The sequence below is a fragment of the Nesterenkonia flava genome, assembly GCF_031432335.1.
Lineage (GTDB): Bacteria > Actinomycetota > Actinomycetes > Actinomycetales > Micrococcaceae > Nesterenkonia > Nesterenkonia flava.
This window is the reverse complement of record NZ_JAVKGT010000001.1, coordinates 36,995-60,858: the sequence shown is the minus strand read 5'-3', so window position 1 is coordinate 60,858 and position 23,864 is coordinate 36,995. Positions and strand designations below refer to the sequence as shown.

Genomic DNA, 23,864 nt, shown 5'->3' with positions numbered 1-23,864 from the left:
TCTCATTGACTGATAGCCGGGAAGGTCAGCTGGCCAAGGCGACCACGTGTTGCCGGAGAGGCTGGGGTCCGCGGTCCTCAGCCTGGGCCTGACCCCGCAGTCTGGAGGCAATGCCGCGTGCAGCCGTCTTCAACGCCATGACATGCATACCCAGGTTGACGGAGTCCGAGGGGACCACGACGGTGATGGCCGCCTGAGCGCGACCGTGAACGTCGAGAATCGGCGCGGAGATCCCCGTGGTGTTGCGATGGATGAGGTGGTCCAGGCTGGCGTAGCCCCGGCGACGGGTTTCGGCCAGTTCAGCTCGGAACTGTGGGCGCTCAGCCGCGATGCGCTCGCCGTGCCTGCGCAGCACGTCGTCAACGACTGAGCGGGCAGAGAACGCCAGAATGGCGTGCCCCATCGAGGTCAGGTGCACCGGCATTCGGCTGGCCACCTCAGCAGGATTGACCACGGCACCTGTGCGGGAGAGTCGTTCGACGATCATCACCGACGTGCCGTCCAGGACGGAGAGCTGCGTGGTCTGCTGGACGACGGCGTTGAGATCCTCCATATAGGGCAGGGCAGTTTGCCGCAGGGTGGCCGCCAAGGGGGTTCGCTGGGCGATCTCCCACAGTCGCCGTCCCAGGGAGATCTGCCCGTCTGGTCCGCGCTCTAACAGGCCGCGGCGGGTGAGGTCCTCAATGAGGCGATAGGCAGTGGACTTGGGCAGTCCCGCCTCGCGGGCCAGGCCGCTGGGCGTGAGTTCCGGTTCGGTCTCCAGGGCGGTGAGCATCCGCATGACACGATCCAGCACCGATTCTCCAGAAGGTGAGTTAGCCATCAGGGGGCCTCCTTGTCCCAGCAGCCGAGAAAATTCTGTTCTTCGTCCTCGCCATCCCTATTCAGTGGGACGAATACTAGCTTGAGTGTGACGCAGTTCATATCGTGGCGTCAAGTTCGATATGCGAACACGGCCTGGAGGAAAATTCATGAGAACGACGGCGGGCGCGCATGAGCACCGGTGATTATGTCCAGTCCCTTGCACGGGGCCTGGAGGTCATTCGAGCGTTCACCGAGGAGCCGGAAGGAGAGCCGCAGCACCTGCGGATGGCGCTGTCTCTGACCGAGATCGCAGAGCGTACTGGCCTGTCGCGCGCGACCGCACGCCGATTCCTTCTGACCCTGGCCGACCTCGGCTACGTCTCTCAGCGCGGTCGTACCTTTGAGCTCACGCCCAAAGTGCTGGAACTGGGGTACTCCTACTTCGCCTCGGCGGATCTTCCTCAGCTCATCCAGCCCGTGCTCGAAGACGTATCGACCAAGCTGGGGGAGTCGGTCTCAGCCTCGGTGCTGGACGGTGCGGAGATTGTGTATATAGCCCGCGCCCACATCCGTCGCATCATGAGGATCAACATTGCCGTGGGCACTCGGCTTCCTGCCTATGCCACGTCCATGGGGCGAGTCCACTTGGCGCACGTGGGCCCCGATGAGGTGCTCACGCGCCTGAAGCTGCCCCTGAAGGCTCTGACTCCTCACACTGTCACGGATCTTGACGAGCTGTTCGCACAGCTGGAAGCTACACGGATCCATGGGTGGAGCCTCGTGGAGCACGAGCTGGAGGTGGGGCTGCGTTCGGTGGCTGTCCCGGTGTTCGCGCCCGGGGGCGAGGTGGTGGCCGCCATGAACGTGGCCCTAGGAATGACCAACGGCCTTGACTCGAGCCCTGCGGAGCTCGAGCAGCGATTTGTCAGGCCACTTCAGCATGAGGCCGAGCGAATCCAAGCGGCCCTGCGCCAGCAGCGCTGAACTCGAGGCGAACCGTCTAGTCCTCCACCGGCTTCAGCAGCGTCCAGTCCTGGCCATTGAGGCCAGAGGCAAAGTCGTGGCCTTCCCAGTTTGCGGTGTTGTAGGCATTGATCTGAGAGACGAAGACGATGGGGGCGGCGATCATCGCCTCAGCCGCGGCCTCCTCGAATCGCTGAAGGTGCTGGCCTCGTTCTTCCTGTCCGGGCGTCAGAATGGCCCGCCGGGCGGCGTCGTCGATCTCTTCATCACACACGCCCGAAGGGTTCCGCGCCGCCACCTTCTCCGGATTGCAGGTGTACCACCGCGTGATGCCCAGACTGGGATCGGTCGAAAGAGTCGCGATCTGGATCGCCGTGTCGAAGTCCCTCTGCTCGTAGACCTTCTCCGTGTAGACGTTGGTCTCCAAGCCAATGAGCTCCACGCGGATGCCCACTTCAGCGAGGGTGGACTGCATGACTTCAGCCACGGCCGCGGCATCCGCCAGGGGGCTCATGTAATGGACATCGACGCTGAAGCGGTAGCCGTCACCGCCGGCGGTCAGCCCGAGCTCATCGAAGCGGCGATTGATCTCCTCGACGTCGTAGGCAAAGTCCTCGGTGAAATTCACGTGAGGGCTGCGCGCCCACCCCAGCGACTCGGGGAAGACCCCTTCCGGAACCGTCGAGGTTTCCGGCAGCGCAGTGTCCACCACCTGGTTCTTGTCGATCGCCGAGTAGACCAGACGGCGGACCTCGGGGCCAGCGAGCTCCTCGGAGTCGGCGTTGAACATGAGGACCACCTGCTGCGGAAGATTCCCCCGCAACGTGAGCTCAATGTCAGGATGTGCCTGGAACTCCTCGACCCGTGTCGCGACAATGCCTCCTCGTTGGTCAATCTCCCCGGAGAGCATCGCGAGATCGCTGGCATTGGGGTCTGTCATGATGGGAAAGATGACCCGGTCTACCTGGACTTCGCCCTTCCAATAGTTGTCGTTCCCCCGTGCCTCCACGCGATCTGCGTCGACGAACTCCTCGAACACCAGGGGACCGGTGCCCACGGGGGCATTGTTCGCAGGATTCTCGAGGTACTCCGTGCCTTCGTAGACGTGCCGGGGAAGCAGAAACTGCAGGGAAAGGGACTCCAGCAGCGCTCCGTAGGGCTCGCTGAGGCGCAGGACGACGGTGTAGTCGTCCGGAGTCTCCACCGACTCGATGGTCCCTACGAAGTCAGCCCCCAGCGAGTCTAGGGGCATGATCTCTTCGAAGTTGAACTTGACGTCTGCAGCAGTGAAGGGCTCACCATCGTGCCACTGCACGCCTTCCTCCAGGTGGAAGGTGACCTCGAGACCGTCATCACTGACAGTCCAGTCATGAGCCAGCCACGGGACGACCTCGAACTCGTCGGTAATCCGTACCAGTGGTTCCAACATGGAGGATCCCACCTGCTGAACGGCGGGTGAGGTGACAAACTGCGGATTGAGCATGGGCAGTGTTCCGGTGGAAGAGATGAAGATTCGGTCTCCGTCGTCGTCGCCTTGGGTTTCGCCGCAGGCGGTGATTATCAGGGCGGCCACCGCCGCTGCGCTGAGGGTTTTCCGGGCTGTCTTTTTCATGCTGAGCTCCTGATGTTCTGCCGATCAGTTGTCGGTGGGCACGACGTCAAGCCAGTCCCCGCCGACCAATCCGTCGGCGAAGTCATGGCCCTGCCACCGAGCGGTGTTGTACACGGTCACCTGATCGAGATGGGCGAGCGGAGCGGAGATCATGATCTCCGCGGCGCGTTCTTCGAACGCATGCAGATGCGCGGCGCGCTCCTGCTCGTCGAAGCTCAGCAGAGCCTCACGCGCTGCGGTGTCCAGCGCCTCGTCGCATACCCCAGACGGGTTTCTTGCCGCAATGTTCTCTTCGTTGCAGGTGTACCAGAGGGCCAGGCCCAGGCTGGGATCCGAGGACGCCGTCGTGATTTGGATGGCGAGGTCGAAGTCCCGCTGGTGATAGACCAGGTCGGTGTAGACATTCGGGTCATAGCCCTGGAGATTGAGTCGGATTCCCACGTCGTCCAGGGACGACTGCATGACTTCGGCAGCATTGTGCGCATCGGCGAGCACACTGAGGTAGAAGATGTCGAGAGTGAAGCGGTAGCCGTCGTCCTGGCGGGGGTATCCCGCCTCGTCCAGGGCAGTGTTGATGGCGTCAACGTCACGCGGGAACAGCTCCAGCAGATCTACATCCGGGTGGGAGGCCCAGTCCATCGCGGGCGGAAAGACGCTGTGCGGAAGGTGCGAGGTGCCCGGTAGGGCAGTTTCGGTGAGGACCTCTTTGTCGATGGCGGCGTAGATCAGCTGCCGGACGGCTGGATCGGAGAGCTCTTCGCGATCGGCGTTGAAGTTGAACATCACCTGCTGAGGCAGGTTTCCTCGGATGGTTGTCTGCAGCGTCGGCTGGTTCTCGATCTCGTTGAGGCGGGTCCTGCCGAAGGAGCCGACTCGGTCGATGTCACCCGCCAGCAGGGCCATGTCGCGAGCGTTGGCGTCGGTGGTGTTGGTAAAGATCACCCGGTCCACCTGGACATCGCCCTTCCAGTAGTCCTCGTTGCGGACCACCTCAATGCGGTCGCCGTCCTCATGGAGGTCGAAGATGAAGGGGCCTGTTCCGACAGGTTCCATATTGGCAGGATTCTGAAGGTACTCAGTTCCCTCGTAGATGTGCTTCGGCAGGATGTACTGCAGAGCGAGCGCCTCCAGAAGTGCCCCGTAGGGCTCATGCATCGTGAGATGGACCGTGTGATCGTCCACAGCGTCCACTTCGGCAATGACGTCGATGAACTCTGCGCCTAAGGTGTCGAGGGCGAATAGCTCATCGATGTTGAACTTCACGTCCTCGGCAGTAAAGGGTTCGCCGTCGTGCCATGTGATGCCCTCTTCCAGGTGAAGTGTGACCTCAAGTCCGTCGGCACTAATGCTCCAGTCTCGGGCCAGCCACGGAACCACCTCATAGTCGTCGGTGATGCGCACCAGGGGCTCCAGCATGGACTGACCCACGAGCGTCACTGCCGGGGACTGGATGAACTGTGGATTGAGCATGTTGGTGGTGCCGGTAGGAGCCACAAATACACGTTCAGGGCCTGAGTCGTCCGCGGTCGCTGCGCCGCCGCCCCCGCAGGAGCTCAGGGTCAGCGCCGCGATGCTCAGTGCTCCGGTCCAGTGCAGCCCTCGAATTCGGGGTCCGCCGCTGTGTGTGCTGGTCGTGGTGGTGCTCATGGAATCCGCCTCGTGTCGATGGTGTGAGTGATGATGGATGGGCTAAGGAGCGGAATCCGGCGATGAGGTGGGGCTGATCTCATGCCAGTTGATCGGTACGACCCTGGCGGGGAGGTCGGCCCCCTCCCACTTCGCGTCGTTGAAGGCGGCTAATCCCCAGAGGTGGACGATGGGCGCGGAGATCATGACTTCTGCGGCACGTTCCTCCAGCTGCTGCAACGCCTGACCGCGGGCCTCCTGGTCCACCGAGCGGATGGCCTGTTCAGCCAGTGCATCGATCTCTTCGTCGCAGATGCCTGAGGGATTGCGCGACATCACCCTCTCTTCGTTGCACTCATGCCAGATGGTGATGCCGAGACTCGGATCCGTTTCCGTCGTCCCCACTAGTACGGTGATGTCGAAGTTGCCCTCCTCATAGACCTGTTCCATGTAGAGGCGGGTCTCGATGCCGTTGAGGTCCACGCAGATTCCCACCTCGTCCATCGAGGACTGGATGACCTCCGAAATGCTGCGTGCGTCGGCCAGGGTGGCCATATACGTGAGTTCCAGGTCGAAGCGGCAGCCGTTGCTCTGGACGGGATAGCCGGCCTCGTCGAGCCCCTCGTTGATTGCGTCGACGTCGTAGGGGAAGTCCTCGAGGTAGTTGACGTTGGGGCTGTGGGCCCAGTCCACCGCGTCGGGGTAGATGCTCTCGGCCAGGTCTGAGTTGTTCGGCACTGCCGCCTCGTGGATGCGTTCACGGTCGATGGCCGAGTAGACCAATTGCCGGACCTTGGGGTCGGAGAGCTCCTCCACCTGGGCGTTCATGTTGAAGAACACGTGCCAGGGCATGGTGCCGTTGGTGTTGACCCCCAGCGCGGGGTCGGCCTCGACCTCTGGAAGCTGGGAAGAGTCCACATCGCTGCGGTCTAGCTCGCCGGAGAGCAACGCCAGGTCGCGTGCGGTGGTGTCGGTGAAGACGGGGAAGATCATGCGGTCGATGCTGACGTCCCCGGCCCAGTAGTTCTCGTTCTTCACGACCTCCACGTGCTCCTCCTCCGCAAAGGAGTCGAAGACCATGGGCCCGGTGCCCACCGGTGCCGAATTGGCGTCATGGGTGAGGAAGTCGGTGCCCTCGTAGATGTGCTTCGGCACCATGAACTGCAGGGCGAGCACCTGCAGGAAGGGGCCGTAGGGCTCGTTGAAATGGACGACGACGGTGTGCTCGTCGGGTGCTTCGACGGAGTCAATCGACGCCGCGGCCTTGCCGGCGATGTATTGAAACTCGATGACCTCTTCGAGGTTGAACTTCACGTCCTCAGAGGTGAAGGGCTCACCGTCGTGCCACTGGACGTCCTCCTGCAGATGCAGGGTCATTTCCAAGCCGTCGTCGCTGAGCTCCCAGTCCTGAGCCAGCCATGGGACGACGTCGTAATCGTTGGTGATCTTCACGAGGGGTTCCATCATGGAGCCGCCCACCAGCCTGACCGCGGGGGAGACGAAGAACTGGGGGTTCAGATGGGGCAGGGTTCCTACCGCCTGGACAAAGACCGCCTCCTCCTCGCCCCCTGCGCTGCCGCCGCAGGAGGTCACCGCTAAGGAAGCTGCGCCCAGGACGGCGGCGACTTCCACGATTCGTGTTCGGAGCGATCGTTGTGCCATGTCGGGCCTTTCACCAGAAGTGTGGGTGGTGGACCCCACCTTCCTCGTTCACTGTGACGTACGCCACAGTGATTTCCGGTTAGTGGAAGTACCCGGAACAGGGGACGGCCCGGACATCGAAGGATGCCCGGGCCGTCGTACCTCCGTTCGGAGGCGGTGGCAGGTGGTTACTCTGCGCGTCGGATAGTGTGCCAGTGGATCGGCACAGCCTTATCAGGAAGGTCCAGGCCTTCCCACTTGGAATCGTTGTAGGCGGAGAGTCCCCAGAGGTGGACGATGGGTCCGGAGATCATGACTTCTGCGGCACGTTCCTCCAGCTGCTGCAACGCCTGACCGCGGGCCTCCTCACCCACGGTGCGGATGGCCTGTTCGGCTAGTGCATCAATTTCTTCGTCGCAGATGCCTGAGGGGTTGCGGGACATCACCTTCTCCTCGTTGCACTCATGCCAGATGGTGATGCCAAGGCTGGGATCGGTCTCCGTTGTGCCGATGAGGACTGTGATCTCGAAGTTGCCCTCCTCATAGACCTGTTCCATGTACACACGGTCATCGATGCCGTTGAGGTCCACGCAGATGCCCACCTCGTCCATAGACGCCTGGATAACCTCCGAAATGCTGCGCGCATCCGCAAGGGGCGCCATGTAGGTGAGTTCCAGGTCGAAGCGGCAGCCGTTGCTCTGGACGGGATAGCCGGCCTCGTCGAGCCCCTCGTTGATTGCGTCGACGTCGTAGGGGAAGTCCTCGAGGTAGTTGACGTTGGGGCTGTGGGCCCAGTCCACCGCGTCGGGGTAGATGCTCTCGGCCAGGTCTGAGTTGTTCGGCACTGCCGCCTCGTGGATGCGTTCACGGTCGATGGCCGAGTAGACCAATTGCCGGACCTTGGGGTCGGAGAGCTCCTCCACCTGGGCGTTCATGTTGAAGAACACGTGCCAGGGCATGGTGCCGTTGGAGTTGTACTCCAGGTCGGGGTTCGCTTCGACTTCGCCGATCTGAGAGGAATCCACATCGCTGCGGTCCAGTTCGCCGGAGAGCAGTGCCAGGTCCCTCGCATTCGAGTCGGTGAAGACGGGGAAGATCATACGGTCGATGCTGACCTCGCCGGCCCAGTAGTTCTCGTTCTTCACCACCTCCACGTGCTCCTCTTCCACGAAGCTATCGAAGACCAGCGGGCCGGTGCCTACGGGGGCTCGGTTGGCTTCGTTGGTGAGGAAGTCGGTGCCCTCGTAGATGTGCTTCGGCACCATGAACTGCAGGGCGAGCACCTGCAGGAAGGGGCCGTAGGGCTCGTTGAAATGGACGACGACGGTGTGCTCGTCGGGTGCTTCGACGGAGTCAATCGACGCCGCGGCCTTGCCGGCGATGTATTGAAACTCGATGACCTCTTCGAGGTTGAACTTCACGTCCTCAGAGGTGAAGGGCTCACCGTCGTGCCACTGGACGTCCTCCTGCAGATGCAGGGTCATTTCCAAGCCGTCGTCGCTGAGCTCCCAGTCCTGAGCCAGCCACGGAATGATCTCTGCCTCATTAGTGATCTTGACCAGCGGCTCCATCATGGAGCCGCCCACGACGCGGACTGCGGGGGAGACGAAGAACTGGGGATTCAGGTGCGGGAGTGCGCCCACGGCCTGCACGAAGACTGCTTCGTCATCGCCCTGGGCGTTGCCCCCGCAGGAGGTCAACGCGAGTGAGGCGGCTCCCACGACGGCGGCACCGCGCAGCAGGCGGCTCTTCAGCGTCGTTTTCTTCTTGTTCATCAGGTACCTTTCAGCGGTTCTTCCCGGTATCGCCGGGGCGAGTGTTCAGACGGCGGATGAATCCGCGGCCGGGGAGGATTCAGTCAGAGAATCCAAGGTGGGGGCGGCATCAAGCAGCGTGGCGGTGTACTCGTGCTGCGGGTTCTCGAAGATCTCTCGGGCGGGCCCGTGCTCCACCACTTCACCCTGATACATCACGTGTACGTAGTCGGCGACCTTCTTCACGACAGGCAGGTCATGGGTGATGAAGACGTAGCCGACGTTGAGGCGTTCCTGCAGGTCCGCCATCACGCGCAGCACTCCTGCTTTGACGGAGGCATCCAATGCGGAAACCGCCTCGTCAGCAATGATGATCTGTGGGTTCAGCGCGACAGCGCGTGCAATCAGAACGCGCTGACGCTGGCCGCCCGAGAGTTCGTGCGGGAAGCGGTCGATGTAGTGCTCCGCCGGGTCCAGGCCCACAAGTTCCAGTGCCTCGAGGGTCTTGGTCCTGATGTCGCGGCGGGAGTCGGCGATCTTGTGCAGCCGGATGACCTCACCGATCGACTGAGCGATGGACTTGCGCGGGTTCAAGGATCCCGAGGGGTCCTGAAGAACAGCCTGCACAGTGCGGCGGAAGTCCTGGCGCTGCGCCTTGTTCATGGATCGCACGTCCACGCCGTTGAGCTCGATGGAGCCCGACGACGCCGGGTGGAGGTCCAGCAGCATTCTCGCGAGGGTCGACTTGCCCGAACCGGATTCTCCGACGATGGCGACAAACTCGCCTCGCTGTGCAGTGAGGCTGACCTCCTTGACCGCGTGTACGGAGGAGCTTCCGCGACCGCTGCTGCGAAAGGTCTTCGAGACGTTCTTGGCTTCCAGAAGCATCAGACGGCCTCCTCCATCGCGAGCTGGCGACGCAGTTCCAGCGGGATCGAATACAACTCCACGTCCGGCTCCGAGAGGCTCCGGACGCTGCGCAGCAGGGCCTGGGTATAGGGGTGCTCGGGAGCGGTGAGAATCTGGTGGGTGGTGCCTGACTCCACGACTCGTCCTCGGTACATGACGTAGATGCGCTCGGTCATGCTCGCGACGACGCCGATGTCGTGGCTGATCAGAATCAGGCTCGTGCCCGTTTCCTCGACAGTATTGTGCAGCGTCTCGAGCACCCGCTTCTGCACTGTGGCATCCAAGGCAGTGGTGGGCTCATCGGCGATGAGCAGCCGGGGGCACTTGGCGATGGCGATGGCGATGAGGACGCGCTGACGCATTCCTCCCGAGAGTTCATGCGGATACCGTCTGGCGACGGACGGGGGATCGGGAAAGCCGGCGAGCTCCAGGAACTCAAGTGCCTGAGTGCGCACCTGAGGGTCCCGGTTCTTCCAGCGGCGAGGAGCGATGGACTCTTCCACCTGCCGTCCCACGCGCATCACGGGGTTCAGGTAGGTCAGTGGGTCCTGGAAGATCATGCCGACCTTGTGGGTGCGCACCTGACGCCACGCTTCTGCTGGCGCCCCCACCATCTCTTCACCGTCGACGAGGATTGAGCCTTGGATTTTGACCCGCGGCGACGTCGGCAGTAGTCCCGCCACCGCCCGACCCGTGACGGACTTTCCGGAACCGGATTCTCCGATGATGCCGACCTTCTCGCCGGGGTGAATCTCGAGGCTGACCTGAGTTACGGCGTCAACACTCGAGCGCCGTCCCGTCGGCAGATTCACGGCTAGGTCGGTGACCTTGACCAGTGGTTCTGTGTGTGTTGAAGCGGTCATTACTTCACCTTCCCGATGTTCGGGTTCAGGACGTCATTGAGGGCGTCTCCCAGCATGTTGACGGCGAGGACAACGATGAAGATGCACAGTCCCGGGATAACAGCCAGCCACCACGCAGACGTGATGTAGGGCTGGGCCAGGTTGAGCAGTGCGCCCCAGCTGGGGCGGTTGGCGTCGCCGATTCCGAGGAAGGCCAGTCCCGATTCCAGCAGGATGGCCAGGCCCACCGTCATGGTGGTGGCCACCAGTACAGGGGGCATGGCGTTGGGGATCACATCGGACCAGAAGATTCTGAAGCGAGAGAATCCGGCGGCCCGAGCGGATTCCACGTAGCCCAGCTCCGCGATGCGCATGGCTTCAGCGCGGGCGATGCGAGCCACGATCGGCCACATGGTCACGGCGAGGATGCCGATGATGATGCTCACGTTGGACCCCAGCAGCGCTGCTGCCACCAGAGCAAGCAAAAGGCCCGGAATCACCTGGAAGAACTCGGCAACCTTGACCAGCAGCGTGTCGACAATGCCCCCGTAGAAGCCGGCAAGGCCGCCCACCAGAACCCCGGCGGTCATACACAGCAGTGCCACGCTGAAGCCGACGAGGAGGGAGGTGCGCCCGCCGTAGACCACCCTGGCCAGATAGTCGCGTCCCAGGTGGTCGGTGCCGAGCGGGGTCTGTCCGCCCGGCGCCTGCAAGGGAGTGTGGGCGGTGCTGAACGGGCTGCCGACAAAGCTGGGGCCTACGAAAGAGACGACAACCATGATGGCCAGCAGCGTCAGAAAGATGATGACGACCGGCTTGTGCAGGTAGACCTTCCACGTCTTCTGCTTAGGTCGGGTTCCCCCGGCCTGGGTGATGTCAGGAACTGCGATCTGGCTCATGCTTCGCTCCTCTTGGGGCGGAATCGTGCCCGCAGACGCGGATCCACGAGTCCGTAGACGATGTCAGTGAGAATGTTGGCGATGAGGATGCAGACGGTGATGACGATCGCTACGCCCAGCACCACCAGGGTGTCGTTGTTGTTGATCGACTCCACCAGCAGAAGACCCATGCCGGGCCAGCCGAAGACGCGCTCGACAAGGACCGAGCCCGCCAGAATGAGGCCGATGCCGTAGCCGGTGATGGTGATCATCGGCAGCATGGCGTTGGGCATGGCATGGCGCCAGACGATCTGGCGGTAGGAGAGGCCTTTGGAGCGGGCCGTGTCGACGTAGTCCTGACCGAGGGACTCGATCATGGAGGAGCGCATAACGCGGATGTTGTAGGCGAACTGGCTGGTGAGCAGAGTGATCAGCGGAAGAATCATGTGCTCCAGGGCGATGCCCGACTGGCCGTAGCTCGCGGTGCCTTGAGCGGGAAGCCAGTTCAGCTGCACGGAGAAGATCGAGATGAGCATCAGACCCAGCCAGAAGTTCGGCACGGAGAACATTCCTACGGCGCCGCCGGAGATCCCGGTGTCCACCCACGGGTTACGGGTGCGAGCGGCCATGACACCGAGAATGATGCCGCCGATGGTAGAGATCACCGTGGCAGGAATAGCCAGTGCGAGGGTGTTGCCCAGCCGGCCCAGGATGCGGTCCAGCACGGGGGTCTGAGTGGTGAACGACGTGCCGAGGTCGCCAGTCAGGACGCTGCCCATATAGATGAAGTAGCGCTCGAAAACTGAACGGTCCAGCCCGTAGGCGGCCACCAGCTGCTCTCGGAACTGATCGGAGACTGGAGCGTCGCCGACCAGTGACTGCACCGGATCGCCGGGAGCTGCTTCCAGGAGGATGAACAGGATGGTGATGACCACCAGGAGTAGCAGGAAGGACGATCCCAGCAGTTTGGCGTAGTGGATCAGGACTGCTTTCATAACCCGCCTCTGTTGGTGATTGCGGTCAGGATGTAGTGAGTGCCTGTTTCATATCAGGCTTCCTTAAAGTGATCCTGGTCACTTCGGGGCGGTCGAACAATGGTGCTTCCATGTCATGGAAGTGTGCATTCACGAACTATTAAAATCCTTCTGACCGACGGAAAAGCCCAGGTCAGAGGGAAATCCTGGCGCATTACACACCGGTAGCCGCCCCTCGTGGTGTGAGGGGCGGCTACCGGTGTGTCGACAGGAGTTAGAGCATTCCTGCGTGACGGCGGTTGAAGTCCACCGTGCGCGGATCAAGCTGCTGCTTCTCCCGCAGGGCACGTGAGATCCGGGTGGCGGTCACTCGCACCAGGTCCACCAAGGCCGAAGGGTTGACCTGGTTGACGTGATAAGTCAGTCCCAGGGAGGAGGTGACCTCCCCGTCAAGTCCCACGATGGGTGCGCCAACGGCGCCAGCAGTGGGGGAGACGAACTGGTGAGCCACTGCGTACCCCTGCTGCCTCACGTCATGGAGGGTGGTGCGAAGCTCGTCGGCGTCGGCGATGGTGTGCTCCGTATAGCGCTTCAGGGGTTGGTTGAGGTACTCCTCGATGAACTCCTCGCGCTCATGTGCCAGCAGCACCAGGCCGGTTGCCGTGACGTGCAAACGGAAATGGCCGCCGATGCGGCTGCGCCCCGTGTAGTTCGGGTGGGCTCTCAAAGCTTCGATGTACATGACCTCATCCCGGTCCCGGACGGCGAGGTGGACGCTCATGCCGGTGCGACTGTGCAGTTCCATGAGGTGAGGCAGGGCTCGCTCTCTCAGTACCATGGCCCGCGAAGTGGAGGCAAGGCCCAGGATCTTGCAGCTGAGTCGGTATCGCCCGGACTCGTCTAGCTCGAGGCCGCCCCATTGCAGGACCTCTTTGACGAGTCGGTGGGTGGTGGTCAGTGATAAGCCGGCCTGCCGGCTGATCTCCGAGAGGGTCAATGGGCTGCCGCCCTGAGTGAAGGCGTCCAGCAGGGCCAGCACTCGGCCGGCGGCAGTACGTTTAGGTGCGGTGAGTTCGTGCGTAGATTCCATGGTGCAACCCCGGCAATTCTGTGCGTACGTGATGTAGATCACTATGGCACGCAGTGTCGTAAATCACAAGAAGTCCTGAAACTCATGCCATTCATTGGGTACGGAATCCGGCCTGCGGTAGCGACCGGCTCTCCAGAAATCGCCCCGAGACCCAGCTCGGCCGCCGTCCCGAGCGGGCCGGCGGCCGAGCTGGGGGGACTACTCGCCGCTGGTGAGTCCCAGCAGCCGAGCGGCGTTCTCGCGGTAGATGAGGCGCTTGACGTCGTCGTCATATCCCAGCGTGTCGAAGTCCTTCATCCAGCGCTCGGGCGTCAGCAGGGGAAAGTCCGTGCCAAAGAGCATCTTGTGCTTCAGCAGGGTCCGCGCGTACTGCACAAGGCTGGGCGGGAAGTACTTGGGTGACCATCCCGAGAGGTCGATGTGGACATGCGGCTTGTGCAGGGCCACCGAAAGAGCCTCGTCCTGCCACGGGAATGATGGATGGGCCAGGATGATCTTCAGGTCCGGAAAGTCCACAGCGACATCATCGATGTGCATGGGATTCGAGAACTTCAGGCGAATCCCTCCGCCACCGCGTCGTCCGGCCCCGGCTCCGGTGTGGCCGCTGTGAAACAGGGCCACGGTGCCGGTTTCCTCAATAGCCTCCAGGATGGGGTAGACGCTGCGGTCGTTGGGATAGAAGGCCTGCGAGCTTGGGTGGAACTTGAATCCCCGAGTGCCCCTGGCTGCCAGGCGACGGATCTCCTTGGCGGTACGCATGCCGCCGTGGGGGTCCACCCCGGAGAACGGGATGATCGTCTTCGGGTACTGGGCAGCGAGTTCAAGCACCTCGTCGTTGCTCACCGCGTTCGGCTCACCTGTGGCCCAGCTGGAATCCACGGAGAAGACCACGCACATCATCTTCTGCTCGCGGTAGATCGCGGCAAGATCGTGCACCGTCGGGTTCTTGAAGTCACGTCCGAAGTACTTCTGCATCGCCTCGTTGTGCTGGGCGTGCTCCTCAGAGTCCTGCGGATCGTTGACCGAGGCCAGGACGTGCGTGTGCACATCGATCGCGACGATGTCGTCTCCGAGTTCAATCTGTGTGGGTTGTGTGTTCACCATGCCTCCTGCATCACGCCGACGTTGTCTGCGACATCCACTGTCATGCCTGTCAGTTCCAGAACTTCATCCACGGTGAAGCCTTCGGCGACCTCCTCGAGAGTGAATCGTCCCTGCTCATTGTGTCGCAGCAGGGCAAGGTCGGTGACGACGACGCTGGTGCACTCGGCTGCCGTGATGGGGTAGTGGCACTCCTGCACCAATTTGGGGCGACCTTTGGAGTCGACGTGCTCCATCGTCACGATCACGGAGCGGGCGCCGACAGCGAGGTCCATCGCGCCGCCGATTCCGCCTCCGGGGCGCCCCGGGTGGGCCCAGTTGGCCAGGTCGCCGTTGCTGCCCACCTGGTAGGCGCCAAGGATGACCGCGTCCAGGCGCTTGCCGCGGGCGATCTCAAAGGAGGTCACCGAATCGAAGAAGCTCACCCCTGGCAGCACGTCAATGAAATTGCCGCCGGCGTCGTGGAAGTCGGGGTCGGCGCGGTCCGTGTCGACGAAGCCGCCGTATCCCAGCATGCCGTTCTCCGCATGGAGTACCACATCGCGACCATCCAGATAGTTCACCACCTGGTTGGGCAGTCCGGCCCCGAGGTTGATCACGGCGCCGTTCTCCAGCAGCGCTGCGGCTCGGCGGCCGATCTCGGCACGCGAGAGGGCAGGCTTGCCGTTGTACTCCCTGCGAGAGTCGGCGGGCCGGGCAGTGCGCTGGGGCAGGGTCTTCACGTCAACCTTGGTGGTGGTCTTTACGACGCGGGAGATGAACACCCCGGGCAGGTGGATCTCCTCCGGCTTCAGCTCCCCGACCTCGAGAATCTCCTCCACCTCGATGATGGCGACCCGGGCAGCCTTGGCGAAGCTGTCGTTGAAGTTGCGGCTCCCGCCCCGGAACTGGATGTTGCCATACCTGTCGGCACGGTAACCCCGAAGGATCGCGTAGTCGGTGGTGATGCCCCGCTCCATAATGTGCGGACGTCCGTCGAAGTAGCGGACGTCCTTGCCCTCAGCGACCTTGGTCCCGGCACCCACCTCGGTGTAGAAGGCCGGGATCCCGGCCCCGCCGGCGCGCATGCGCTCCACAAGGATGCCCTGAGGCACCACTTCAAACTCGAGCTTTCCGGCCAGAATCTGCTCTTCAGCCAGGGTCGGGGGTCCGGGTCGGGAGGAGAAGCTGGCGACCAGCTTAGAGATCTGCTCGTTCTCGGCCAGCAGCTGGGCGGTAGGGGCGCCTTGGGAGCCCAGGCCGTTGCAGTAGACCGTCAGGTTCTTGGCGCCCTGATCTCGCAGTGCTTCGAGCAGAGTGGACGGGAATCGGTGGGAAATGCCGAAGCCGGCGACCGCCACCGAGGCGCCGTCGGGAATGTCGGACACCGCTTCGGCGGCGGATGAGACAACCTTGTCTTCCATCAGGGGCCTCCAATGTCAGGGAGTGAGTTACAGGTAGCCGATATCTCTTGTACCGTAGCGCGGCACCGTCGGCGTTCAGTGGGACTGTGCCACTGAGTGGAAAAGGAACGACGTCGTTACGCCGAGTTCTTCTTCACGGTGTCGTCTCCTGCGGCGCCGGTGTTGCGGATGGCGAAGCCGCCGCCGTCCACGGAGAGCACCTGGCCCGAGATCCACCGGGCCTGGTCGGTGGAGAGGAAGAAGGCTGCGGAGGCGATGTCCCAGGGATTGCCCTCCGTCTGCAGGGCCACGTTCTTACGCCGGATCTCGCGCATCTCTTCGTTCATGCCGCGGGCGGCGAAGGCGCCCCAGATCATGCCGACCCGGATGCAGTTGACGCGGATTCCCTTGGGTGCCAAGGTGGCTGCGGCACCTGTCGTGAGCTTCTCTACGCCAGCCTTGGCCAAACTGTAGGGCATCGCCGGACCGCGCCCCTCGGCCGCCCCGGACGAGACGGTGACGATGGCTCCTCCGCGCTGCATATGGGGCTCTGCGGCCACCATCAGGCGCCAAGCCGACTTCAGGTTCAGGTCGAAGGCCCGGTCCCAGTCCTCCTCGGAGAGGCCGAAGACGCTGGTGGCCCCACCGCCACCGATAGAGGTAGCCACGACATCGATGCTTCCAAAGTGATCCGCTGCAGCTTGGACAGCAGCTGTAGTTGATTCTCCGCTGAGGACATCAACCTCGAAGGTCTTGGCCGAGCCGCCGTCCCCTTCGATAGCGGCTACGGTGCGATCACCAGCGGTGGTGTCGCGGTCCAGGACGGCTACCTTGGCGCCTGCCTTGTGGTAAAGCCACGCCATGGCGAATCCGACGTTGCCCAGGGGGCCGGAGAGTCCGCCGCCGGCGACGACGGCGGTCTTGCCGGCCAGCCACTGATCGTCAGCGGTGGCCAGGGGGTCGGTGAGGGGAGCGGGGAAATCGTGTTCGGACATAGGTATCTCCTTGTATGGATCAGACGGGGACTTTAGGCGCCGGGAGTCTCGACCGGGAAGGACTCGCCGGCCCAGTCGGAGAACACCCGAACCACCATGGAGATCGCAGCGTTGGGGGAGCCTGCCACCACGATGGGCAGGGCCTTGGGGCTGTTCTCGGCAAAGACGCGGTGGAAGTGCTCGTCGTCGAAGGGGCCGTCGGGAAGCTTGGCGCCCAGTCCCTTGCCCACGGACTTCAGGTGACCCTCAGTCTTGCCGCAGTGCTCCACCAGCCACTCGCGGACGTCCTGTTTGGAGTAGCCCGCCTCCGAGAGGACGCGGGCATGGTCGGGGTTCATCACAATGCCCACTGCGGAGTGCTTGAAGATCCAGGGGCCGGAGCGGGAGATGGTGTCGGCGAAGTCGCGCAGCACCTCGACCGGATCGTGGAAGTGCCTGTTGTCAAGGAACTCGCACGTCCGCACCAGCATGGTGCTCACGCGACTTTCCCCGGGGGCAGCGCCGAGTTCCACGGAGAGCGGCTCCCAGGGGCTGTGCTCCTCATCCTCGCCGATGAGCTGACTCCAACGTCCGGGCACACCCTGCGTGGCCTGCTCGAGCTCATGGGGCAGCACCCCGAAGCTGTTGCGAACGGTCAGCCCGATCACCCGGGGGATGGTCATGTTCGGGCGGAAGCCGGGGCCGTAGACGCCGCCGGTGCTGTTGATGCCCAGTTGCTCGCGCACTGGCCCGTTGACGATCACCCACGGGGCGGGACCTGACGTGGACTGCCAACCACCTCCCAGGGCTGCTCGCTCGTTCGTGAGCGCATCCCATGTTGCCAGGACCACGGGGAAGTACTCCGGGCGGCACCCGGCCATCACGGCGTGGACGGCTACGTCCCGCACGGTGGCCGTGCGCCCCAGCTGCGGAAGCTTGGCGATGACCTCCTCGGGATCCCGGGATGTCTGCGCAAGAAACTCGTCCACGTGCTCCTGCGTGGCGGGAAGCACTGGAAGGCCGTCTGACCAGCCATGCTCGTAGAGATACTCGGAGACTCGATGGGCGTTCTGGGGATCGAGCTCTGTGGCCTGCTGTGCGTTCACGAGGCTCCCTTTCAACCGTTGGGCGAGAGGACTGGTGCCCGATCTCGCCTAGCCTGTGTGTCGCATATCACTATTCAGGGAGCCGAAGAGCAGTGTCATGGGTGCTTCCATGCCATGGAATGGCGTGAAGCGGCTCATCCTCAGTGGTCGTTGGGCAGCACCACATGGTCGAGCGTGTAGGGGGTCTGTGACAGTGCCTCGCCCATGATGGCCTCCATCACGGGGGTCGGGGAGAGGCAGTCTGCGCAGGCTTCGGGGCCGGCCTCGATCTCCACCGTGACCCGGTTCTCGTCGCTCAGGGACCACTTCAGGTGATAGTCGTCCTTGGCCATCATGTCCCGGAACTTTGCCAGGGCGTCGTCGATGGTGCTGGTGTCAGCGGCAGTCTGGTCGGTCATGGCGGTCCTCGCTTATTCGATGGTGGGGTGGTCGGTGGCGACGGGTTTCACCCGGCACCGGTGTCGGGTGTGCTGTGCTGCATCTTCGCCGCAGCGGATCCCCAGGGGCAGGGGCATTACCGCGTGCTGGAAGGGTGATGCACCTGTGTCAACGCTCGGGCTCGCGGCGAGGGTTTCTCTCTTCCATCCTGAGGAAGTGATCTGTGTCACGGTGACTGCGGGGAGCACTATGAATCACCAGGGAGTCTCCCACCACGGAGCGTGCCCGAAGCAAAGATGCTGACTGAAGGGGGCTTATGAGCACCACCGTTGCCGCGCCGGAAGCTGCTGAACAGGCGCTGACACCAATCAAGACCAAGGCAGTTGTTTGTTACGAGGGCGGTACGCCCTGGGAGCTGACTGAGCTGGAACTGGATCCCCCGAAGGCCAACGAGGTCAGGATCAAGTTCTACGCCGCAGGGCTCTGCCACTCGGATGACCACATTCAGAAGGGTGACGCACCGATGCGTATGCCCGTGGTCGGTGGTCACGAGGGCGCCGGCGTCGTCGAGGCCGTCGGTCCCGGAGTCACCCGAGTCGAGGTGGGGGACCACGTCGTCGCCTCCTTCATTCCCGTCTGCGGCAGCTGCCGCTACTGCTCCTCCGGGCGCCAGAACCTGTGCGACGACGGCAAGAACGCCGGAATCGGCATTCTCAAAGACGGCACCTTCCGCTTCCACAAGGACGGAGTCGACTACGGCGGACTGTGTGTGCTGGGCACCTTTACCCAGTACTCCGTGGTCTCCGAGTCCTCCGTTATCAAGATTCCCAAGGACATCCCGTGGGAGGTGGCATGCCTGTGCGGCTGCGCCGTTCCCACAGGATGGGGCACCGCCGTGAAGGCCGCCGGAGTCAAGGTGGGCCAGACCGTGGTCATCTACGGCGCCGGCGGCGTCGGCTCCAATGCCGTCCAGGGCGCAGCAATGGCTGGCGCTGAGCGCGTCATCGTGGTGGACCCGGTGGAGTTTAAGCGGGACATGGCCAAAGTCTTCGGGGCGACCCACACCTTCGCCACGGCAGAAGAGGCCTTCGAGTTCGTCCGGGACGTGACATGGGGCGAGCTCGCCGAGCACGCTCTGATCACTGTGGGGCAGCTTCACGACAAGGTCATCGCGGACGCCCTCAACATCGTCGGCAAGACCGGCCAGGTCACCATCACCGCGGTGGGCCCGGGCAAGATCAAAGCCAACCCCGGCCTGTTCATTGGCTACCAGCGGCGGATCAAGGGACACGTCTACGGCGCCTGCAACCCGCTGGTTGACGTTCCCCGGCTGTTGAGCATGTACAAGTCAGGCAAGCTCAAGCTCGACGAGCTGGTCACGCGGACCTACACGCTCGAAGAGGTCAACCAGGGCTACCAGGACATGCTCGACGGTAAGAACATCCGCGGTGTGGTCCTCATCGACCACGACGACGACTGAGCACTCTCATCCTTTAAGACTTAAGTAGAAGAAGGACATGCACCATGACTGTCACCGCAGAAGCACCCCAGACCCTTGATCCCGATCTCCTCATCGACGGCGCCCAGCTCATCGGCGGGGAGTGGGGACCCTCCGTCAGCGGCGAGACCATCGAAGTCATCAACCCCGCCAATCGCAGCGTCATCGCCCGCATCCCGCGTTCCGGTGCCGCCGACGTCGACAACGCCGTCGAAGCTGCTGAGAAGGCGTTCCCGGCATGGCGCGATCTGAGCGCCACCACGCGCGCCAACCTCATCTTCAAATGGGCAGACCTCGTGGAGCAGAAGGTCCAGGAGCTGGACCAGCTGGAGTCTCAGGAGGTCGGACGACCCGCCAGCGGGATGGTGCCCATGGCCGGCCAGCTGCGCTTCATCGCTGGTCAGGCGGACAAGGTCCAGGGCGTCTCGCTGCCGACCCATACCCCCGACACCCTGGGCTTCACCCTCCGGGAGCCTTTCGGCGTGGTCGGCGCAGTTATCCCGTGGAACGCGCCCGGCCCTATGTTTGCGGTGGAGGTGGGCGCCGCCATCGCGGCAGGCAACACCATCGTCATCAAGCCGGCTGAGGATGCCCCTCTGGCGGCACTGGCGCTGGCCAAGCTTGCGCTGCAGGCGGGGATCCCCGCTGGAGTGATCAATGTGGTGACCGGTTACGGCGTGGAGGCCGGTGCGGCCATTCCCGCCCACCCCAAGGTGCGCCGCATGGGCTTCGTCGGCTCGCCGCAGACCGGGCGTGCCATCATGGACGCCTGCGCGAAGAACCTCACGCCGTTGCACCTCGAGCTGGGCGGTAAGTCACCTCAGGTCGTCTTCGACGACGCCAACCTCGATGCCGCCATCCCCGGAATGGCCTTCGCGATCACCATCAACACCGGCCAGGTCTGCGCGGCCGGCTCGCGTGTGGTGGTTCACCGAAGCGTCCACCAGGAAGTGGTGGAGCGACTGGCCTCGCACCTGCAGAAGACGACCATCGGTCCCTGGTACGAGCAGGTCAACATGGGTCCGCTGGTCAACCAGAAGCAGCACGAGCGGGTTCTGGGGTACATCGACATCGGGAAGCAGGAAGGCGCCGATCTGATCATCGGTGGCGGTAAGCCCAGCGGTGAGAAGTACAAGGACGGCTTCTTCGTGGAGCCCACCATCTTCGACAAGGTGGATCCCGACAGCCGTCTTGCCCAGGAGGAGATCTTCGGACCCGTCCTCTCCGTCATCGTCGTTGATGACGACGAGGAAGCCCTCCAGGTGGCCAACAACACCGAGTACGGCCTGGTCTCCTCCGTCTGGACGAGCGACACCGGCCGTGCCGTGAAGTTCGCTCGCGGACTGCAGGCCGGTCAGGTGGGCGTCAATAACCCCATCGGCGCCGGCGTCATCGGTGGCCCCTTCGGCGGCTACAAGAACTCCGGCTTCGGCCGCACCATGGGCGCCGACTCCGTCCTGGAGTGGACCCAGGTCAAGACCGTTTCCATCCGCTGAAGTGAGGCTGCGTACCAACCATGACTGAGACCATCACCACTCGCGCCGCTGTCACTCACGCGGCGCACACCGGCTGGCAGATTACCGAGCTCGAGCTCGATGCGCCGAAGGCCTTCGAAGTCCGTATCAAGTTCTACGCTTCTGGGCTGTGCCACTCCGATCACCACATCACCGAGGGCGACGCCCCCGTGCGTATGCCCGTGGTGGGCGGCCATGAGGGCGCTGGCATCGTGGAGTCCGTTGGCGAGCACGTCACCCGCGTGAAGCCGGGGGACCGGGTCGTCTGCTCCTACATCCCCGCGTGCGGCACCTGTCGTCCCTGCTCGGAGGGTCACCAGAACATGTGCGTCAAGGGGCTCAATGCGGGCACCGGCATGTTCCTGGACGGCACCTTCCGCTTCCACAAGGACGGAGAGGACTACGGAGGATTCTGCTCCCTGGGCACATTCTCTGAGTACGCCGTCGTCTCCGAGTATGCGGTCGTTCCTCTCTTTGATGACATCCCGCTGGACATCGCCTCCATCGTCGGCTGCGGCGTGCCCACCGGCTGGGGATCGGCCGTCTATGCCGCCGGGGTGCGTGCCGGCCAGACCGTCGTCGTCTTCGGCGCCGGCGGTGTGGGCTCCAACGCGGTCCAGGGAGCTCGCTACGCGGGTGCCCGCGACGTCATCGTAGTGGATCCTGTGGACTTCAAGCGTGAGAACGCCAAGACCCTCGGTGCGACCCATGCCTTCGCCACCGCGGAGGAGGCCCACGACTTTGTGGTGGCTCACACCTGGGGTCAGCTCGCCGACCATGTCATTCTGACCCCGCACATCGTGACCGAGGAGATCGTCAACGCCGCGGTGCAGATGACGGGCAAGGGCGGCAAGGTGACGATCACGGGCGTCGGTCGCGGCGAAGCCGTCCATCTGCCGGGCGGGTTCCTCATCGGCTATCAGCGAGAAATCCGCGGCGCCCTCTTCGGCGACTGCAACCCCACCTACGACATCCCACGGTTGCTGCGGATGTACATGGAGGGTGATCTGAAGCTCGACGAGCTCATCACCCGCCGGTACACCCTCGATCAGGTCAACGACGCCTATCAGGACCTCGTGGACGGCAAGAACATCCGCGGCGTCATCATCCACGACGAAGAATAGGAGCCGCGGCATGTCGCCGAATGGAATTCTCGATCCCACACAACTCTCCGGCGCTCCGACCGAGACTCACGCAGCCCAGGCGGAACGCCGCCCGAGCCTCGAAGGTCTTCGCGTCGGCCTGCTCGACAACACCAAGCACAACGCGCTGCTCTTCCTGAAGGAGATCGGCAACCTCCTGACGCAGGAGTACGGCGCCAAAGAGGTCAGCATCATCGAGACCAAGAAGAACTTCTCCGTGCCGGTGGATGACGAGATCATCAGCCGCTACAAGGAGAGTTCCGACGTGGTGGTCACCGGCATCGGGGACTGCGGCTCCTGCAGCGCAGCTGCCGTGGCGGACGGCATCAACTTCGAGAAGGGCGGGCTGCCCGCCGCGGTGGTGTTGACCGACGCGTTCGACACCACCGGGCGCACGATGGCCAAGCTGCAGGGGGATGAGGACTACGAGTGGATTACCACCGAACATCCCGTCGCGCCGCTGACCGAGGAGCAGGTCAAGGAGCGGGCCCGTCAGTTGGCGCCCTCCATTGTGAAGACACTGACTGCGCCCTAAGGCGCCGCACACACTGAAGAAGAGGTGATCATGGCAGAGATGGTGCGCGCCGCGGTCCAGACCGGACCGCGGCAGATCGAGATGCGCGAATACCCGCGCCCCACAATTGGGCGCGACGACGGACTCATCCGCGTGGAGGCCAACGGCATCTGCGGTTCGGATGTGGAGATCTTCAGCGGCGAGCTCGGCAGCGCCCGCGGCGCGTTCATCCCGGGCCATGAGCCGATGGGAATTGTGGAGGAACTCGGGGAGCTCGCCGCCGAGCGGTGGGGTGTGGAGGTGGGGGACCGCGTAGCCCTCGAGGTGATCGTTCCCTGCCGGCAGTGCAAGGACTGCCTGACCGGCCGCTACCAGGCCTGCCGCTTCCGCAAGGGCGGCCACGGCGTGACTCCGGTCGACGTCGAACCCACCCTGTGGGGCGGCTTTGCTGAGTACATGTACCTCTCGCCGACGTCAGTTATGCACAAGATCGACAAAAACCTCCCCGAGGAGGTCGCCGCCATGTACAACCCGCTGGGTGCGGGTGTGCGCTGGGCTGTCGATCTCGGGGGAGTGGGGCTGGGAGACACCGTCGTCATCCTTGGCGCCGGCCAGCGAGGCCTCGGTGCCCTGATCGCCGCCAAGTCGGTGGGTGCCTCCAACGTCATCATCACTGGTCTGGAAAAGGACCGTCACAAGCTCGAAATCGCCAAAGAGTTCGGTGCCGACCACGCCGTCACGGTGGACGGTGAGAACGGCGTCGATATCGTGGAGTTCGTCGGGGACATCACCAACGGAAACATGGCAGATGTGGCTGTTGAGCTGACGCCCATGGCCGCTGGACCGGTCACCGATGCCATGCGCTCAGTCAAGCACGGAGGCACCGTCGTGCTGGCGGGTCTCAAAGCTGGGCGTGAGATTCCCCTGGTCACCGACTCGATCATTCAGCGCGGCATCACCATCAAGGGCGCCTTCGGCGTGGATGCCCCCGCTCAGCGCAAGGCCATCGAGATCATCGAGTCCGGTCGCTTCCCCCTGGAGAAGCTGCACACCCACACCTTCGGGCTGGATCAGGTCGGTGAGGCCATCGACACCCTGGCCGGCAAGACGGGAGACGGCAACGCCATCCATGTCTCCGTTCACCCCCATAAGAACTGAGCAG

General features: G+C 63.4%; 21 protein-coding genes. 6 read left to right on the top strand and 15 right to left on the bottom strand.

The window, feature by feature from the left end:
* Positions 1-25: 25 nt before the first annotated feature.
* The gene (locus tag RH857_RS00275; RefSeq protein WP_310535969.1) at positions 26-823 is read right to left on the bottom strand and encodes an IclR family transcriptional regulator; all 798 of its coding nucleotides are present in this window, start codon (positions 821-823) and stop codon (positions 26-28) included.
* A 170-nt stretch (positions 824-993) separates the two neighbouring features.
* Between RH857_RS00275 and RH857_RS00270 the strand changes: the two genes are divergently transcribed.
* Positions 994-1,788, top strand: a complete 795-nt coding sequence (locus RH857_RS00270) for an IclR family transcriptional regulator domain-containing protein (RefSeq protein WP_310535968.1) — start codon at positions 994-996, stop codon at positions 1,786-1,788.
* Positions 1,789-1,804: 16 nt separating this feature from the next.
* Here the strand turns inward: RH857_RS00270 and RH857_RS00265 are convergent, their stop codons facing one another.
* From RH857_RS00265 to RH857_RS00200, 14 genes are all read right to left on the bottom strand, one after another.
* Complete coding sequence (locus RH857_RS00265) at positions 1,805-3,379, bottom strand: ABC transporter substrate-binding protein (protein ID WP_310535967.1); 1,575 nt, start codon at positions 3,377-3,379, stop codon at positions 1,805-1,807.
* Positions 3,380-3,403: 24 nt separating this feature from the next.
* Positions 3,404-5,026 (bottom strand): ABC transporter substrate-binding protein, encoded by a 1,623-nt coding sequence (locus RH857_RS00260; protein ID WP_310535966.1) that lies wholly within the window; start codon positions 5,024-5,026, stop codon positions 3,404-3,406.
* A gap of 42 nt (positions 5,027-5,068) precedes the next feature.
* Entirely contained in the window at positions 5,069-6,667 is a 1,599-nt protein-coding gene (locus tag RH857_RS00255; RefSeq protein WP_310535965.1) for an ABC transporter substrate-binding protein, read from the bottom strand.
* A 167-nt stretch (positions 6,668-6,834) separates the two neighbouring features.
* Positions 6,835-8,421, bottom strand: coding sequence for an ABC transporter substrate-binding protein (locus RH857_RS00250; RefSeq protein ID WP_310535964.1), 1,587 nt, complete (start codon positions 8,419-8,421; stop codon positions 6,835-6,837).
* Between the two features lie 45 nt (positions 8,422-8,466).
* Positions 8,467-9,288 carry an ABC transporter ATP-binding protein gene (locus RH857_RS00245; RefSeq protein ID WP_310535963.1) on the bottom strand — a complete coding sequence of 274 codons (822 nt, stop codon included), beginning with the start codon at positions 9,286-9,288 and terminating at the stop codon, positions 8,467-8,469.
* Positions 9,288-10,172 carry an ABC transporter ATP-binding protein gene (locus tag RH857_RS00240; RefSeq protein WP_310535962.1) on the bottom strand — a complete coding sequence of 295 codons (885 nt, stop codon included), beginning with the start codon at positions 10,170-10,172 and terminating at the stop codon, positions 9,288-9,290. Before RH857_RS00240 ends, RH857_RS00245 begins: the two co-directional genes overlap by 1 nt.
* On the bottom strand, positions 10,172-11,050 hold the full coding sequence (locus RH857_RS00235) for an ABC transporter permease (protein ID WP_310535961.1): 879 nt from the start codon (positions 11,048-11,050) through the stop codon (positions 10,172-10,174). The genes RH857_RS00240 and RH857_RS00235 overlap by 1 nt, the downstream gene beginning before the upstream one ends.
* Positions 11,047-12,024 carry an ABC transporter permease gene (locus RH857_RS00230; protein ID WP_310535960.1) on the bottom strand — a complete coding sequence of 326 codons (978 nt, stop codon included), beginning with the start codon at positions 12,022-12,024 and terminating at the stop codon, positions 11,047-11,049. Before RH857_RS00230 ends, RH857_RS00235 begins: the two co-directional genes overlap by 4 nt.
* Before the next feature lie 253 nt (positions 12,025-12,277).
* Complete coding sequence (locus tag RH857_RS00225; RefSeq protein ID WP_310535958.1) at positions 12,278-13,093, bottom strand: IclR family transcriptional regulator; 816 nt, start codon at positions 13,091-13,093, stop codon at positions 12,278-12,280.
* A gap of 198 nt (positions 13,094-13,291) precedes the next feature.
* Positions 13,292-14,197, bottom strand: coding sequence for an amidohydrolase family protein (locus RH857_RS00220; RefSeq protein WP_310535957.1), 906 nt, complete (start codon positions 14,195-14,197; stop codon positions 13,292-13,294).
* A complete protein-coding gene (locus RH857_RS00215) occupies positions 14,191-15,597 on the bottom strand; it encodes a 3-oxoacid CoA-transferase (RefSeq protein ID WP_310535956.1) in 1,407 nt (468 codons plus the stop codon). Before RH857_RS00215 ends, RH857_RS00220 begins: the two co-directional genes overlap by 7 nt.
* 116 nt (positions 15,598-15,713) lie before the next feature.
* Positions 15,714-16,571, bottom strand: coding sequence for an SDR family NAD(P)-dependent oxidoreductase (locus tag RH857_RS00210; protein ID WP_310535955.1), 858 nt, complete (start codon positions 16,569-16,571; stop codon positions 15,714-15,716).
* Positions 16,572-16,603: 32 nt separating this feature from the next.
* On the bottom strand, positions 16,604-17,656 hold the full coding sequence (locus tag RH857_RS00205; protein ID WP_310535954.1) for a hypothetical protein: 1,053 nt from the start codon (positions 17,654-17,656) through the stop codon (positions 16,604-16,606).
* A gap of 140 nt (positions 17,657-17,796) precedes the next feature.
* Entirely contained in the window at positions 17,797-18,054 is a 258-nt protein-coding gene (locus RH857_RS00200) for a hypothetical protein (RefSeq protein WP_310535953.1), read from the bottom strand.
* Positions 18,055-18,350: 296 nt separating this feature from the next.
* On the opposite strand from RH857_RS00200, the gene RH857_RS00195 reads away from it, so the two are divergent.
* The 5 genes from RH857_RS00195 to RH857_RS00175 are packed head-to-tail and all read left to right on the top strand — an operon-like array spanning position 18,351 to position 23,860.
* Positions 18,351-19,514 (top strand): NDMA-dependent alcohol dehydrogenase, encoded by a 1,164-nt coding sequence (locus RH857_RS00195; RefSeq protein WP_310535951.1) that lies wholly within the window; start codon positions 18,351-18,353, stop codon positions 19,512-19,514.
* A 44-nt stretch (positions 19,515-19,558) separates the two neighbouring features.
* Entirely contained in the window at positions 19,559-21,028 is a 1,470-nt protein-coding gene (locus RH857_RS00190) for an aldehyde dehydrogenase family protein (protein WP_310535949.1), read from the top strand.
* Positions 21,029-21,048: 20 nt separating this feature from the next.
* A complete protein-coding gene (locus RH857_RS00185; protein ID WP_310535947.1) occupies positions 21,049-22,170 on the top strand; it encodes an NDMA-dependent alcohol dehydrogenase in 1,122 nt (373 codons plus the stop codon).
* A 10-nt stretch (positions 22,171-22,180) separates the two neighbouring features.
* A complete protein-coding gene (locus RH857_RS00180; protein ID WP_310535945.1) occupies positions 22,181-22,723 on the top strand; it encodes a UGSC family (seleno)protein in 543 nt (180 codons plus the stop codon).
* Between the two features lie 30 nt (positions 22,724-22,753).
* Positions 22,754-23,860 (top strand): zinc-dependent alcohol dehydrogenase, encoded by a 1,107-nt coding sequence (locus RH857_RS00175; protein WP_310535943.1) that lies wholly within the window; start codon positions 22,754-22,756, stop codon positions 23,858-23,860.
* Positions 23,861-23,864 lie beyond the last annotated feature (4 nt).